This is a genomic window from Micromonospora sp. NPDC023869 (assembly GCF_055559695.1).
In genome coordinates, this window is the sequence record NZ_JBVHKD010000016.1 from 85,348 (window position 1) to 99,143 (window position 13,796).

General features: G+C 72.6%; 13 protein-coding genes and 1 pseudogene. 8 read left to right on the plus strand and 6 right to left on the minus strand.

Translation table 11 applies throughout. From position 1 onward, the window contains the following. Window positions 1–63: 63 nt before the first annotated feature. From ACZ31C_RS29735 to ACZ31C_RS29745, 3 genes are all read right to left on the minus strand, one after another. Entirely contained in the window at window positions 64–1,032 is a 969-nt protein-coding gene (locus ACZ31C_RS29735; RefSeq protein ID WP_465798096.1) for a hypothetical protein, read from the minus strand. 373 nt (window positions 1,033–1,405) lie between these two features. Continuing rightward, window positions 1,406–1,921: an NUDIX domain-containing protein gene (locus ACZ31C_RS29740; RefSeq protein ID WP_465798097.1), complete on the minus strand. Its 516-nt coding sequence runs from the start codon at window positions 1,919–1,921 to the stop codon at window positions 1,406–1,408. A 309-nt stretch (window positions 1,922–2,230) separates the two neighbouring features. Beyond that, entirely contained in the window at window positions 2,231–3,208 is a 978-nt protein-coding gene (locus ACZ31C_RS29745; protein ID WP_465798098.1) for a DMT family transporter, read from the minus strand. Between the two features lie 81 nt (window positions 3,209–3,289). Here ACZ31C_RS29745 and ACZ31C_RS29750 point away from each other — a divergent pair, with 81 nt between their 5' ends. From ACZ31C_RS29750 to ACZ31C_RS29770, 5 genes and pseudogenes are all read left to right on the plus strand, one after another. Beyond that, on the plus strand, window positions 3,290–4,183 hold the full coding sequence (locus ACZ31C_RS29750) for a LysR family transcriptional regulator (protein WP_465798099.1): 894 nt from the start codon (window positions 3,290–3,292) through the stop codon (window positions 4,181–4,183). 95 nt (window positions 4,184–4,278) lie between these two features. Then, complete coding sequence (argG, locus tag ACZ31C_RS29755) at window positions 4,279–5,727, plus strand: argininosuccinate synthase (RefSeq protein ID WP_465798100.1); 1,449 nt, start codon at window positions 4,279–4,281, stop codon at window positions 5,725–5,727. A 160-nt stretch (window positions 5,728–5,887) separates the two neighbouring features. After that, on the plus strand, window positions 5,888–6,211 hold the full coding sequence (locus ACZ31C_RS29760) for a hypothetical protein (RefSeq protein WP_396747690.1): 324 nt from the start codon (window positions 5,888–5,890) through the stop codon (window positions 6,209–6,211). Between the two features lie 114 nt (window positions 6,212–6,325). Then, window positions 6,326–7,339 (plus strand): hypothetical protein, encoded by a 1,014-nt coding sequence (locus ACZ31C_RS29765; RefSeq protein WP_465798101.1) that lies wholly within the window; start codon window positions 6,326–6,328, stop codon window positions 7,337–7,339. Between the two features lie 56 nt (window positions 7,340–7,395). Further along, window positions 7,396–7,789: pseudogene (locus ACZ31C_RS29770) on the plus strand (serine hydrolase); the annotation flags it as partial. Window positions 7,790–7,796: 7 nt separating this feature from the next. Here the strand turns inward: ACZ31C_RS29770 and ACZ31C_RS29775 are convergent. Both ACZ31C_RS29775 and ACZ31C_RS29780 read right to left on the minus strand, forming a co-directional pair. Next, window positions 7,797–8,837, minus strand: coding sequence for a carboxypeptidase-like regulatory domain-containing protein (locus ACZ31C_RS29775; protein ID WP_465798102.1), 1,041 nt, complete (start codon window positions 8,835–8,837; stop codon window positions 7,797–7,799). A gap of 86 nt (window positions 8,838–8,923) precedes the next feature. Next, window positions 8,924–10,402, minus strand: a complete 1,479-nt coding sequence (locus ACZ31C_RS29780) for a glutamate-cysteine ligase family protein (RefSeq protein WP_465798103.1) — start codon at window positions 10,400–10,402, stop codon at window positions 8,924–8,926. Between the two features lie 101 nt (window positions 10,403–10,503). On the opposite strand from ACZ31C_RS29780, the gene ACZ31C_RS29785 reads away from it, so the two are divergent. Then, window positions 10,504–10,851, plus strand: a complete 348-nt coding sequence (locus ACZ31C_RS29785; protein ID WP_465798104.1) for a DUF3817 domain-containing protein — start codon at window positions 10,504–10,506, stop codon at window positions 10,849–10,851. 3 nt (window positions 10,852–10,854) lie between these two features. On the opposite strand, the gene ACZ31C_RS29790 is transcribed toward ACZ31C_RS29785, so the two are convergent. Next, window positions 10,855–11,394 (minus strand): hypothetical protein, encoded by a 540-nt coding sequence (locus ACZ31C_RS29790; RefSeq protein ID WP_465798105.1) that lies wholly within the window; start codon window positions 11,392–11,394, stop codon window positions 10,855–10,857. Between the two features lie 148 nt (window positions 11,395–11,542). Here ACZ31C_RS29790 and ACZ31C_RS29795 point away from each other — a divergent pair, with 148 nt between their 5' ends. Then, complete coding sequence (locus ACZ31C_RS29795; RefSeq protein ID WP_465798106.1) at window positions 11,543–12,661, plus strand: baeRF2 domain-containing protein; 1,119 nt, start codon at window positions 11,543–11,545, stop codon at window positions 12,659–12,661. Next, a complete protein-coding gene (locus ACZ31C_RS29800; protein ID WP_465798107.1) occupies window positions 12,654–13,739 on the plus strand; it encodes a thiamine pyrophosphate-binding protein in 1,086 nt (361 codons plus the stop codon). The genes ACZ31C_RS29795 and ACZ31C_RS29800 overlap by 8 nt, the downstream gene beginning before the upstream one ends. Window positions 13,740–13,796: the final 57 nt, after the last annotated feature.

Consider the following 13,796-nt stretch of genomic DNA (forward strand, 5'->3'; position numbering starts at 1 on the left):
GCCGGTCGTCCTCGGCCACCGGTGCGGGCCGCCGGTGGCCGCTGGCTAGTCGGTGGCCGCTGGCTACCAGAAGCGCCACCCGGCGGGATCCTCGCGGCCCTCCATCAACCGGATCGAGGCCGCCAGCTTCAACCCGTCCGCTCGATCCCCCATCACGGCAGTAGCGGTCGGCTCGATCCGCACCTCCGCGACGCACCCGGTGCACCCACCGGGCAGTCGGGCCACCCGGTAGAAGCTGTTGGTGCCCCTGCCCCGCGACTCGAAGGCGGTGGCGGGCCGGCCCGCCACGGTGACTCGGTCGAGGTGTCTGGCGCGGGCCAGCTTCTCCGTGCTGACCCCGACCCGAACGACAGGCCGCGGATCCGGCTGGTTCTCCTCGACCGGCCCCACCAGATAGTCGGCGGAGAACGAGATGTGTTCGTCCGCCTTCCAGTACAGCCACGTACTTTCGAGCACGGCGCCGTCGGGCAGGCCCTTCACCCGGATCGGCAGGGCCCGTGGGGTGGCTTCCAGGCGAACCCCCTCGGCCACCTGACGCGCGATCTCATCCCGGCGGTCGTCCGAGCTCTCCGCACTCAGCATCATGTGCATCCACGCGTCCGGCGCGTATTCCCAGGTCAGGACCCGGCTGTAGTCGAAGGTGGCCTGGAAGGCGGGACGATCGCCCACCCGGATTCGTTCTCCGCGAACGGGCACCTCGCCCGAGTCCTCGTCATAGGGAACGACACTGCGGATATCGACACCCCGCGCTGCCATCCGGATCTCGACCGACCAGTCAGGGTTGAATGAGGATGCGTGTTCCTCCTCGGTGGTCGGCGCGTCGTCGAACGATCCATGGATGTCCAGGTGGTGTACCTCGGGTCCGGTGGTGTAACTGGCGCTGACGACGGGGCCCGGCAGATAGCCGAAGCGGAGCAACTGCTGGCTCGGGTCGAATCGGACGGGTACCGACGTGGCGATGCCGCCCGTGTGCAAGGCCCGTCGGGCGCCCCACACGCTCAGACCCGCCACCATCGCCACCACGACCGCCACTGTCACCAGGATCAGAGGTCGGCGGTTGCTGCTGCCGTCGGCAGTGGACAGTCTTCCCGGTTCGTGCGCGTCACTCGCCACGGACGTCCTCCCGAGTCGGTGCGCCGTGCTGCGGCGCAGCCCGGGGAGTCTACGACCGGTCCCGCCCCCGCTGCTGCCCCCCGACTCGACCAGACCCCCGTCGGTGCCGCCCGCACCGCCGCTGCGGCGCTGGCGTCCACCGTTGTCGTGGCAGTGCAGCTGTTCCCAGCCCGGCGTGTCGAACAGCCACACTGCCACGATCAGGTCGCCGAACCCGGGTTGCGGCGATCGGGCAGCGGAGGCGCGGTTGGTCGCGCCTGTCGGCGTACAGGTCCGAGTGCTCGGCGATCCGTCAGGCTCTTTCGATCGTGGTTGCCGGGTTGGGCGCTGCGGGGGTGGGGTCGGCGGGGAGGTAGATCGGCCTGCGTCGGGATCGGGCGTGGAGGGCGGCGCTGATCCGGTGGGCCACTGCGGCGGGGAGGCGCTTCTCGGCTTCGGTGGGCGGGAAGAAGGCGGCCTCGGTGAGTTCGTCCTCGGGCAGGTCGAAGCGTTCCGTGCCGGTGAGCGTGCCGCAGTCGAAGGTGAAGTGGATCAGGGAGCGCAGGCGCGGACCGTCGGGTGGTGCCCAGTCCACCACGAGCAGGTCACCGACGGGCAGCGTGAGGCCCAACTCCTCGTGGACCTCGCGGGCGCACGCGTGGTGCGGCGCCTCGTCGGCCTCCACGCCGCCGCCCGGGAACGCCCAGTGGTCGCGGTAGCGGGGCTTGACCAGCAGGACGTCGCCGGTCGGGTCGGTGATCAGTGCGCCGGCCGAGGCGTGGAAGGTCGGCAGGTTGGCGTACCAGACAGCAGGTTCGGTCCAGGTCACGAATCGACGGTAGTGGTCCGGGTGTCGACGGTGCGGTCCCACGCCGAGGTCGATCGGTGCCGCTGATCCGTCTGCGCCGTCAGCTCGAAAGGGGTCGGTGAGCACATTGCGAGGCGCGAGCGGGGCCACGCACCGTGCCGGGAGGCGCGAGCGGGAGCCACGTGCGGCGCGGCGAGGCACGAGCGTGGCCGGGTGCCACCCGGTGGAAGGCGGGTCGGTGGTCGGCGCGTACTCCTGGCGGGAATGCCTGGCGACGGGCCGCACCGGCCGGCGTCGCGCGCCTGGCGGTGCGGCCGTGCCGTCGTTCTTTCAGCGGCGCGTCGCGAAGACCACGCCGGTCAGGCAGAGCGCGCCGCCCAGCAGGGCGAGCGGCGCGGGTACCTCACCCAGCAGCGTCCAGGAGAGCAGCACCGTCACCGGCGGGACCAGGTAGGTCGCGGCGGTGGTGCGGCCCGCGGTCCAGCGAGACAGGACGTAACCCCAGGTGAGGAAGCCGATCGCGGTCGGGAACACGCCGAGGAACAGCACGCCCAGGGTCGCCGGGAGCGGGGCGGCGGCGAACTCCGCGAGCAGCGTGGGCGCGAACGGCAGCAGGGCCGCCGTCCCGGCCGACGCGCCGAGCCAGGTCATCGTCACCGCGTCGACCCGCGCCAGGAGACGCTTCTGGAGCAGCACGCCGAAGGCGTAGAGCGCGGCGGCGAGTACCGCCAGCGTGACTCCCACCGGGTCGGCGTGCCCGGTGAAGCCGCCGACCGCGATCAGGGCCACGCCCGCGAAGGCGATCGTCACGCCGACGCCGAGGCGGCCGGTGAGCCGTTCGCCGAGTACCAGCGTCGCGGCGATCGCCACGAGGATGGGTGCGACCGCCACCAGCAGCGCTGCCGTCCCGGCGTCGATCAGCCGCTCGGCGGCGTTCAGCGCCACGTTGTACCCGCCGAACCAGGCCACGCCCCAGAGCACGATCAGCCCGAGCGTGCCGCCCCGGGGAACGGCGACCCGGCGGGGCGCCGCCACGTCGGTGTGCAGGACCCGGAACCGTCGGGTGACGACGACGAACAGGGTCAGCGCGGCGGACGCCGCCACCATGCGGCCCAGTGCCATCGCGCCCGGCGAGTAGTCGTGTCCGGCGAAGCGGATGCCGACGAACGCCGAGGCCCACAGCACCACCGTGGTCCCGGCGGCGGCCAGGATCGGCCAGGACCGACGGCGCGGTGCCACAGGTCGGGGGTACGCCGTGCCACGGGGCCTGTCGGCGGCGGCCCTGGTGGGGGCTTCGGTGAGCGTCATGGAACGATTCTCGAACGCCCGACGATTCAGCACCAGCGACTGTTTCTTCACGACTGTTAAGCTCTGCTTTACGGTTGTGAGGTGCTCGACGTTCACCGCCTCCGGGTCTTCCGTTCCGTCGTCGCGTCCGGCTCCGTCGCCGCCGCTGCCGTCAACCTCGGCTACACCCCCTCCGCCGTCAGCCAACACCTCACCGCGCTGCAACGCGAGACCGGCCTCACCCTGCTCGCCCGCGCCGGCCGGGGCCTGCGGCCCACCGCCGCCGGCCACGCCCTCGCCGCCGAGGCGGACCGGGTGCTCGCCCGGGTCGGCGCGGCCGAGTCGCTGATCGCGGACCTGCGGACCGGCCGCACCGGCTCGCTCTCCATCGCGTACTTCGCGTCGGTGGGCGAGGCGTGGATGCCGCTGGTGGTGCGGCGCATCCTCACCGAACTCCCCGGCGTCCGGATCGACCTGCAACTGCGGGAGCACATCCCGGACAGCCGGGAGGAACGCGCCGATGTCCAGGTGGTCGTGGCGGACCCCGGCTTCGAGCCCGGTACGGGCTTCACCGCCCAGCACATCGTCGACGACCCCTACGTGGCCGTCGTGCCCGCCGAGCACCCCCTCGCCGGCCACGACGAGGTGGACCTGGCCGAACTCGCCGAGGAACGCTGGGTCGACAACGACTTCGCCCGAGGCTGGTGCCGCGCCAAACTCCTCGAAGCGTGCACCGCCGCCGGATTCAGCCCGGCGTTCCGGGTCGAGGCGCACGACTACCGGACGGCGCTCGCCTTCGTCGCCGCCGGTATCGGCCTCACGGTGCTGCCCGCGCTCGGCGCCGCACACCTGCCCGACGGGGTGACCCCGATCCGGGTGGTCCGCCCGACGCCGATGCGCTCGATCCACGTGGTGGTGCACGACGCCGTCGCGGACACGCCCGCCGTACGCACCACGATCACCGCCCTCCGCGAAGCTGCCGGCACCCGGATGTAAGGAGGGGACCCCTGCTATGCACGAGGCGTTAGCAGGGGACCCTTCCTTGCGCCGCCAACTTGCATGGGTATGCGGGGTGGTGCATACTCTTCCTTGTGTCCAAGGTTCTTACCTCCCTGCCCACGGGTGAACGTGTCGGCATCGCCTTCTCCGGCGGCCTCGACACCTCGGTCGCGGTCGCGTGGATGCGCGACAAGGGTGCGGTGCCCTGCGCCTACACCGCCGACATCGGCCAGTACGACGAGCCCGACATCGCCTCGGTGCCCGGTCGCGCGCTCAACTACGGCGCCGAGCTGGCCCGCCTGGTGGACTGCCGCGCCGCCCTGGTCGAGGAGGGGCTGGCGGCGTTGACCTGCGGCGCCTTCCACATCCGCTCGGGCGGGCGGGCGTACTTCAACACCACCCCGTTGGGGCGCGCGGTCACCGGGACGCTGCTGGTGCGCGCGATGGTCGCCGACGACGTGCAGATCTGGGGCGACGGGTCGACCTTCAAGGGCAACGACATCGAGCGCTTCTACCGGTACGGTCTGCTGGCCAACCCGCAGCTGCGGATCTACAAGCCGTGGCTGGACAGCAGCTTCGTCACCGAGCTGGGTGGCCGCACGGAGATGTCCGAGTGGTTGCAGGAGCGCGGCCTGCCCTACCGGGACAGCACCGAGAAGGCGTACTCCACGGACGCCAACATCTGGGGCGCCACGCACGAGGCGAAGACCCTCGAACACCTGGACACCGGTATCGAGACGGTCAATCCGATCATGGGCGTCCGGTTCTGGGACCCGGCGGTGGAGATCCCCACCGAGGACGTGACGATCGGCTTCGACCAGGGCCGCCCGGTCACGATCAACGGCAAGGAGTTCGGCAGCGCGGTGGACCTGGTGCTGGAGGCCAACGCCATCGGCGGTCGGCACGGCCTGGGCATGTCCGACCAGATCGAGAACCGGATCATCGAGGCCAAGAGCCGGGGCATCTACGAGGCGCCCGGCATGGCGCTGCTGCACGCCGCCTACGAGCGGCTGGTCAACGCCATCCACAACGAGGACACCCTGGCGAACTACCACAACGAGGGTCGCCGTCTCGGCCGCCTGATGTACGAGGGGCGCTGGCTGGACCCGCAGGCGCTGATGCTGCGCGAGTCGCTGCAACGCTGGGTCGGCACGGCGGTCAGCGGCGAGGTGACGCTGCGACTGCGGCGGGGCGAGGACTACTCGATCCTGGACACCACCGGTCCGGCCTTCAGCTACCACCCGGACAAGCTGTCGATGGAGCGTACCGAGGACTCGGCGTTCGGCCCGGCGGACCGGATCGGCCAGCTCACCATGCGCAACCTGGACATCGCCGACTCGCGGGCCAAGCTGGAGCAGTACGCCAACCTGGGCATGGTCGGCGGTGCGCCGCAGCGGGTGCTCGGTGCCGCGCAGGCCGCCTCGACCGGGCTCATCGGGGCGATGCCGGAGGGCGGCGCGGAGGCCATCGCCTCCCGGGGCGTCTCCTCGACCGAGGACGCGGCCCTCGACCGTGCCGCCATGGAGTTCGGCGTCGACTGACCGTCGGGGCTCCGACCAGGCTCATCCGCCCGCCGTCGACGGTCACCCACCGTCGACGGCGGGCGGTGCCGTCTCCGGCACGAAGATCCGCGACCGGTACGCTGGCCGCCCCCGGGTGTCCCGCACGTCCGACGCCCCGGGTGTCCCGAAGGAGGTGGCCGTGCCCGCAGCCGTCCGACCCTGGCTGGCGGTCGCCGTGGCGAGCGTCGTCGCGGTCCTCGCCTGGGCCGGCTTCTGGTATCTGGCCGTGCCGCGCGTCGACGTGTGTCCGGCGATCCACCCGGCGCCGGCCGGGTGCCGGGTCGACGAACGGATCTCCACCGCGTGGGCCTGGACGATCATCGTGGCGGTGCTCTACGTGGCCACCGTCGTCGCCCAGGTCCGTCCGAGTGCGCAGCGCCGCCAGGCGGTCCTGCTGGGCACCGTGGCGCTCGGCGTCTCGGCCCTCTACGGCCTCTGGAAGGTGTGGCAGGCGGGCGGCTGAACCCGGGCGGCGCGCGGCCATCGATCGATGGCCGATCGACTGAGGTGACCTTCCTCGCGAATCCGTTCTACTGTGCGTAGTCGGCTGGTCGCCCATCGTCCATGGGGAGTGTGGATGGCGTGGACCGGTCACCGCTCTCCCGAGGAGGACCCGTTGACGTTGCCGACCCGTGTGTCCGCCGCCGTGACCACGACCGTGCTGGTCGCGTCCGCGCTGACCGTTCTGCCCGCCTCCGCCGCCCACGCCACCCCGCTCGCCTACCGCGCCGTCGACCTGGGCACCCTTGGTGGTGCCGCCAGCGCCGCCACCGCGACGAACGACCGGGGCACGGTCGTCGGCTGGAGCCTGACGGCCGGCGGCGCCCGGCACGCGTTCGTGTGGCGCGGCGGGGTGATGACCGACCTCGGCGTGTTACCGGGGCACCTGGAGTCCACCGCCGTCGACGTCAACGAACGCGGCGACGTGGTCGGCACCTCGACCGGGCCGGAGTGGATCACCCGGGCGGTGCTCTGGCGCGACGGCGAGATGATCGACCTGGGCACCCTCGGCGGCGACTACAGCGAGGCGGTGGCCGTCAACGACCGGGGGCAGGTGCTCGGGCTGAGCAACCCGCTCACCGACATCCCGCACCGCTTCCTGTGGCAGGACGGCGTCTTCACCGACCTGGGGCGGCAGGACTTCTACGAGACGACCGACGGACTCAACAACCGGGGCGACGTGGTGGGCACGTTCAACGTCCCGCCATACGACTACCCGTGCACCTGCGTGGGCGGCCGACTGCGCGATGGCGTCGTCACCCCGATCGGTCACCACGCGATGGCGATCAACAATCTGGGCCACGTGGTCGGCGTGGCCGGCGGCCGGGCCTTCCACTGGCGCGCCGGGGTGCTGACCGACCTGGGCACGCTGGGCGGCCCGAGGAGTTGGGCGACCGACGTGAACGACCTGGGCGTGGTCCTCGGAGTCAGCGAGACCCCCTCCTCCGCGCAGCGACCGGTGCTGTGGTGGGCCGGTCGCACCGTCGACCTGTTCACCCGGGGGCTGGGTACCGCCGACCAGGTGAACGACCTGGACATCCGGGGTCGGCTGGTGGGCAGCCGCGACGGGCGCGCCACGCTGTTCCGGTAGCGGTCCGGATAGGGCCGTGGCCGCGAGGTGCGGGACCGGGTGTCAGGCTGGGACGGCGGCACGTGGCGACCGGCATGACGCTGCGGGAGGTCGCCGACGCGGCGGTGCGCCACAGCGACAACACCGCCGGCAACCTGCTGCTGGACCGGCTCGGCGGCCCGGCCGGGTGACACCCGGGACACCAGTACGCCGCGCGCTGCTGGTCGACTGGCTGCGACGCAACACCACCGGCGACTCCACGATCCGGGCGGATGCGCCGGACGGCTGGGTGGTGGGGGACAAGACCGGCTCCGGCGGCTACGGACCCGCAACGACATCGCGGTGCTCTGGCCCCTGGACCGGCCTCCGATCGTGCTGGCCGTGCTCTCCAGCCGGAGCGAGAAGGACGCCGAGTCCGACGACGCCCTTCTCGCCCGGGCGACCACGCTGACCCTGGCCGCCCTGCGCTGAGCCGGGCTCACGGCACGGCGGCACCGGTGAAGTCGAAGTGCGCGGTCAACGGGGTGCCGCGTACCCGCAGGGGTTGGGCGCCGCCGATCTGCGCGGCGTTCGGATACCACCGGCTCGGCGTGTACGCGCAGTCGCAGCGCAGCACCACCGACTGCCCCGGCAGCAGCCGCAGCGTGTACTCGGAGGCCGCGTCCGCCACGCCCAGCACGTCACCCGTGCGGGAATGGAAGGCGATCACCTGCGCGTAGTAGGAGATGTCCGGGGCGGTGACGGTGCCGCTGAGCACCGTGCCGGGAGTGAGCGTCTGGTCGAGGGTGGCGGTCCGACCGGCGCGGACCCGGACCGTGCGTGCCTCGCGCCAGTCGGCGGTGCCGCCGGACCACTGGCTGGCCATGCGGGTCGCGCTGAAGTACAACGGCCAGTGGTACGGCCCGAGGCCGGTCAGCGTGTATCGACCGTCGTCGTCGCTGATGGCACCGGGGCTACCGTACTTGGGGTGCGCGACGAACGGCATCGTCGAGACGCTCGCGTAGTAGACCAGCGGCGTTCCGTCCGGCTGGGACAGTTGGCCGGTCACGGCACCCGGTGGGTCGAAGCGGACCGTCGGCGCGGTCACGGTCCGGCCGGCCCGCACCGTGACGACGGTCGCCTTCTCCCGTTGTCCGGTGCCGCCGTGCGCGCCGACCCACTGGAGGCCGTGGTGGGGTTCGTAGGGGCGGGCCAGCAGGCGGTAGCGGCCGGGTGGCACGTCGGTGGCGACCACCGCGCCGCCCTCGATGCCGGTGCAGCCGGCGAGCCGCCCGATCTGTTCCTCGCCGATGGCGACGACGGTGAGCGGGTCGCGGTCGACCGGGACCAGATTCAGGCAGCCGCGGGTGTCGGCGCCGGTGGCGGCGTCCCGCATCGTGGTCCGTAGCTCGCCGGTGGCGGCGGTTACGGTGCGCGGGCCGGCGGCGGCGGGCAGGGGATGGAGGGCACCGCCGACGAGGGCGAGCGCGAGGAGGGGTACGACGAGACGGGTGACGGAGTGTCGGTGTGACGGAGGCATCGGCGGATCCTCTCGACCCGGCGGAAGGAAGTCGTCCCTACGCTAGTGCCCGTGCCTGTCCGGTCACTCTCTGTGTCGGGAGGTCGTCAGGGGATCGGCCACTCGTGGACCGGGCGGTTGCTGTGCATCAGCTCCACGTAGTGCCGCAGCACCTCGCGCAGCGCCTCCGGCCGGTCGAGTTGATCGGTCGACTCCAGCCGGTGCAGGGTGGCGACCTGCCAGCTCGCGCCGTTGCGGCCGGTGAGGCAGCGCTGCTCGATGACGCCGAGCAGGCGGTCCCGCTCGTCCGGGTCGACGCCCCAGTGGTCCAGGCCCTGCTGGGCCAGCGGGAGCAGGCGACGCAGCACCAGCTCGGTGACGGGCAGGTAGCCCAGGCCGGGCCAGAAGACGCGCGCGTCGATGCCGTGCCGGGCGCAGGTGTTGAAGTTCTCCTCGGCGGCGCTGAACGACATCTGCGACCACAGTGGCCGGTCCGCCTCGGCGAGTGCCCGGACGAGTCCGAAGTAGAAGGCGCCGTTGGCGACGGTGTCCAGCACGGTCGGCCCGGCCGGCAGCACCCGGTTCTCCACCCGCAGGTGCGGGCGACCCCGGTGCACGTCGTAGACGGGTCGGTTCCAGCGGTAGATCGTGCCGTTGTGCAACCGCAGCTCGGCCAGGTTCGGTACGCCACCGGCGGCCAGCGTCTCGGACGGGTCTTCGTCGTCGCAGACCGGCAGCAGGGCCGGGAAGTAGCGCACGTTCTCCTCGAACAGGTCGAAAACCGAGGTGATCCAGCGTTCCCCGAACCACACCCGGGGCCGCACGCCCTGCGACTTGATCTCCTCGGGGCGGGTGTCGGTGGCCTGCTGGAACAGCGGGATGCGGGTCTCCCGCCACAGTTCCCGGCCGAAGAACAGCGGCGAGTTCGCACCGAGCGCCACCTGGATCCCGGCGATGGCCTGGGCGGCGTTCCAGTAGTCGGCGAACTGCGCCGGGGAGACCTGGAGGTGGAACTGGGTGCTGGTGCAGGCGGCCTCCGGGGTGATGGTGTCGGCGGTCACCGACAGCCGTTCCACGCCGTTGACCGAGATCCGCAGGTCCTCGCCCCGGGCGGCGAAGATCTGCTCGTTGAGCAACGCGTAGCGGGGATTGGGCGACAGCGTCGCGGCGGTCAGGTGCTCGGGGCGCACGGTCGGCAGGATGCCGATCATCACCAGGCGGGCGTCGACCGTCCGGGCCCGCTGGTCGGCGGCGTTCAGGCTGGCCCGTACGCTCTGCTCGAACTCGGCCAGGCCGGTGCCGGTCAGCCGCCGGGGCGCCACGTTGATCTCGACGTTGAACTGCCCGAGCTCCGTCTGGAAACTCGGGTCGGCCACCGCACGCAACACGTCGGTGTTGCGCATGGTGGGCATGGAGTCCTCGTCCACCAGGTTCAGCTCGATCTCCAGGCCGGTCATCGGCCGGTCGACGTCGAACCGGGACTCGCGCAGCATCTCGGCGAAGACGTCGAGACAGCGCCGCACCTTGTCCCGGTAGCGAGCCCGATCCTGGCGACTGAAGGTCTGCGCGCCGACTTCCTCGCCCATGGTCACCACCCTGTCACCCCTGGTACCCCCGACGTGACGCGTCCATGCATCCGGGCGGAAGCCCCGACCGCGTGCGGTTCCCGGATCCGGCGGCACATACCATGGCTGACGTGCGCGAAAAGGTGACCCGGCTGTTCGTGGTGGCGGCGATCGCGGAGGCGATCTCCTGGGCCGGCCTGTTGGCCGGCATGGCGGCGAAGTACGGCCCGCCCGACAACGAGCTGGGGGTCAAGGTGTTCGGCCCGGTCCACGGTGCGCTCTTCGTGGTGTACGGGCTGCTGGTGCTGGCCGTGGCCCGGGTGAACCGGTGGAGCCTGACGGCCACGGTGGTGGCGCTGGCCTGCGCGGTGCCGCCGTTCGCCACCATCGTCTTCGAGCGCTGGGCCCGCCGACGCGGCATGCTCGACACCACGTCCGCGCCGCAGCGGGAGCCCGCCCCGGTCGGCTGAGGCTCAGGTCAGCGCGGTGCAGGCGGCCAGCCCGGCCAGGAGCAGCAGGCCCAGCATGGCCTGGAGCAGCAGCGGCGGGCCGAGGTGCGACCACACGGTGGCGGTGCGCGGCCGCAGCAGTTGTCCGGTGGTCAGGTTGACGATCCGTTCGATCTTCGGTGCCAGGTCCGGGTCGCCCTGGTCGCGCAGGGTGAGCTGGACGTGGTCGGCCGGGTGCAGCGCGCTCTGCGGCAGGTGCCCGTGCAGCTCCACCTCGTACAACTTGCCGTCCGAGTCGCGCAGGCGGACCGGCGTGACCAGGTACTCCGGCCCCTTCTTCAATTCCTTGAAGCTGCGTCGGCCGGTGCCGGACCCGGCGCTGAGCACGGCCCGGACCAGCTTGGCGAGCAGGCCGATCAACCCTGCGGCGGCGACCACCACCACCAGCACCGGCTGCCCCACGCGCACCTCCCGCGGGTAGCCGTCCATCAGCCGCACGATCTGCGCGGTGAGGATCCGACCCGTCGGATGCAGGCTGCGCCGGGAGTACGACGTCGTGTCCATGTCCACCACCCAGAGTCCGCTTTCGCCTACAGATCGTATCGATCCTCGGGGTTGAACGACGTGAATGAAAACCGGTCACGCGGTGGCCGGCAGGTGACAAGCCGGGTGGTGCGGGTAAGCGGTGGGCCGAGCCGGAAAGGGGTCGAGCATGCAGCTGTCCTTCCTGCGCCCGCTCTACCAGCGCCCGGGTCCGTGGTGCTCGGTCTACCTGGACGCCTCGTTGGACACCGAGGACGCCCACGCCGCACTCGACCTGCGCTGGCGCGGTCTGCAACAGCAGCTCGCCGAGCAGGGTGCCGACGAACCGACCATCGCCGCCATCGACCGGGTGGTGCGTGGCCACGATCCGATGCCCGGGGACTACGGGCTGGCCGTCTTCGGGGCCCAGGGGCGGGTGGTGCTCTCCGAGTACCTGTCCGCGCCGCCCCGGCGGGACCTGGCCGCGTACGCGCCGCTGCCGCACGTGATGCCGTTGCTGGCCCAACGGGGTGAGCAGGTCGCGTGGGTGCGGGTGCTGGCCGACCGGACCGGCGCCGACGCGATGTCGGTCAGCGCCGGTGGGGTGCCCCGACGGGCGCACGTCACCGGTCGGGAGAGCTTCCAGTTGCGCCGGGTCAAGCCCGGTGGCTGGTCACAGTCGCGCTACCAGCGCGCCGCCATGGAGGCGTGGCACCACAACGCGGGCGACGTCACCGCCGCCACCGTGGAGCTGGCCGAACGGGTCGGCGCCGAGGTGGTCGTGGTGGCCGGTGACATCCGGGCCACCGGCATGATCGCCGCCCAGATGCCGGCCCGCTGGCAGGACATGGTGGTCCGCACCGACGCCGGTTCCCGGGCCGAGGGGGCCGACCAGAGCCTGCTCGACGACCTGACCGTGCAGACCATCGCCGAGGTGGCCGACCAGCGGGTCACCGCCGCGCTGGACCGCTTCGGCACGCAGGAGGACGTCGGCGTCGGACTCGACGCCGTGGTCGCCGCGCTGCAACGCAACCAGGTCGACACGATGCTGCTGGTGGACGACCCGTCCGCCGACGGGGAACTCTGGATCGGTCCGGCGGCCACCGACATCGCCACCGACCCGAGCCAGCTCGCCACGGTGTCGGACCCGGCCCGGGTACGCGCCGACGCGGCGCTGGTGCGGGCCCTGGTCGGCACCGACGCCGAGCTGACCGTGCTGGGTCCGGACGAGGCTCCGGAGCTGGTGGAGGGCGTCGGCGCGGTGCTGCGCTACGTGGACCCGGTCACCCCGGGACGGGGCGGTGCCTGACCCGGCCGTCGCGGACGCGGTCGTCGCACGGTTGCTGGCCTGGCGGGTCGCGCGGGTCTACGGCGCGCCGGGCCCGGCGACCGCGCCACTGGTCGAGGCGATGCGCGCGGCCGGTGGCGACCCGGAGTTCGTCCCCGTGCGGCACGCCGAGAGCGCTGCGCTGATGGCCGCCGGGCACGCCCGGTTCGCCGGTGGGGTCGGTGTCTGCCTCTCCGACGGCGGGCCGGACGCGTTGGGGCTGCTCGGTGGTCTCGACGCCGCCCGCCGGGCCGCCCTGCCGGTGCTGGCGGTGCTCGGCGAGCAGCAGCTCGACGGGCACCGCGACGACGGCCCCCGGTTCGCCGGGACGTGCCGGCACGTCCGGTACGCCGCCGACCCGGCCCGGGTGCCGGAGCTGGTGGACGAGGCGCTGGGCAGCGCGCTGCGCGGCGGCGGCCCGGTCTGCCTGGTGCTGCCCGGTGACGCGTCCGGTCACCGTCCGCCCGGGGACGCCGGCTGGGCGGTCGACCCGGGGCAGGCCCTCGACGACCTGGTCACCCGGCTGCCGGCGGGCGGCGCGGTGACCGTGGACGGCGGCGGCACCGTCGCCGGGTACGCCCGCCACCTGCGCATACCGGCCGGGGTCGAGGTGCTGCGCGCCGATGGTGCGCCCGGCGCCGCCCTGCCGTACGCGCTGGCCGCCAAGCTGGCCGCGCCGGACCGCCCGGTGCTCGCCGTCGTGGCCGACGAGGGGATGCGCGCCTCCGGGCTGGCCGAGTTGGTCGCCGTCGCCCGGCACCGGGCGGCGTGGACCGACCCGCGCCTGGTGCTGCTGGTGCTGAACACCCGCTCCGGGCACCCCCGGTACGCGCAGCCGCCCCACCCGCCCGCCGACGACGTCCCGTACGCGGGCTGGGCCCGCCTGCTGGGTCTGCGCGGCATCCGAATCGACCGGCCGGAGCTGATCGGAGCGGCCGGGGCCGAGGCGTTCGGCGCGGATCGGCCGTGCCTGCTGGAACTGGTGGTCGGTCCGGTCGGCGTGGGCCTCCCCGGGGCGTTGCGCACCGTCGGGGTGGACGGACGAAGATCACCTGATTGATCCCGCTCGGTGGAGGGATGCCCTGTTTAAGCCGCATCCGGGCGGGAAGCCGGGCCG

What these genes read in the sequence shown, in the direction of transcription:
- ACZ31C_RS29765 (WP_465798101.1), top strand. Translation starts at nt 6,326, where the DNA reads ATGGCGTGGACCGGTCACCGCTCTCCCGAGGAGGACCCGTTGACGTTG.
- ACZ31C_RS29745 (WP_465798098.1), bottom strand. Translation starts at nt 3,208, where the DNA reads ATGACGCTCACCGAAGCCCCCACCAGGGCCGCCGCCGACAGGCCCCGT.
- ACZ31C_RS29790 (WP_465798105.1), bottom strand. Translation starts at nt 11,394, where the DNA reads ATGGACACGACGTCGTACTCCCGGCGCAGCCTGCATCCGACGGGTCGG.
- ACZ31C_RS29780 (WP_465798103.1), bottom strand. Translation starts at nt 10,402, where the DNA reads ATGGGCGAGGAAGTCGGCGCGCAGACCTTCAGTCGCCAGGATCGGGCT.
- ACZ31C_RS29775 (WP_465798102.1), bottom strand. Translation starts at nt 8,837, where the DNA reads ATGCCTCCGTCACACCGACACTCCGTCACCCGTCTCGTCGTACCCCTC.
- ACZ31C_RS29785 (WP_465798104.1), top strand. Translation starts at nt 10,504, where the DNA reads ATGGCTGACGTGCGCGAAAAGGTGACCCGGCTGTTCGTGGTGGCGGCG.
- ACZ31C_RS29795 (WP_465798106.1), top strand. Translation starts at nt 11,543, where the DNA reads ATGCAGCTGTCCTTCCTGCGCCCGCTCTACCAGCGCCCGGGTCCGTGG.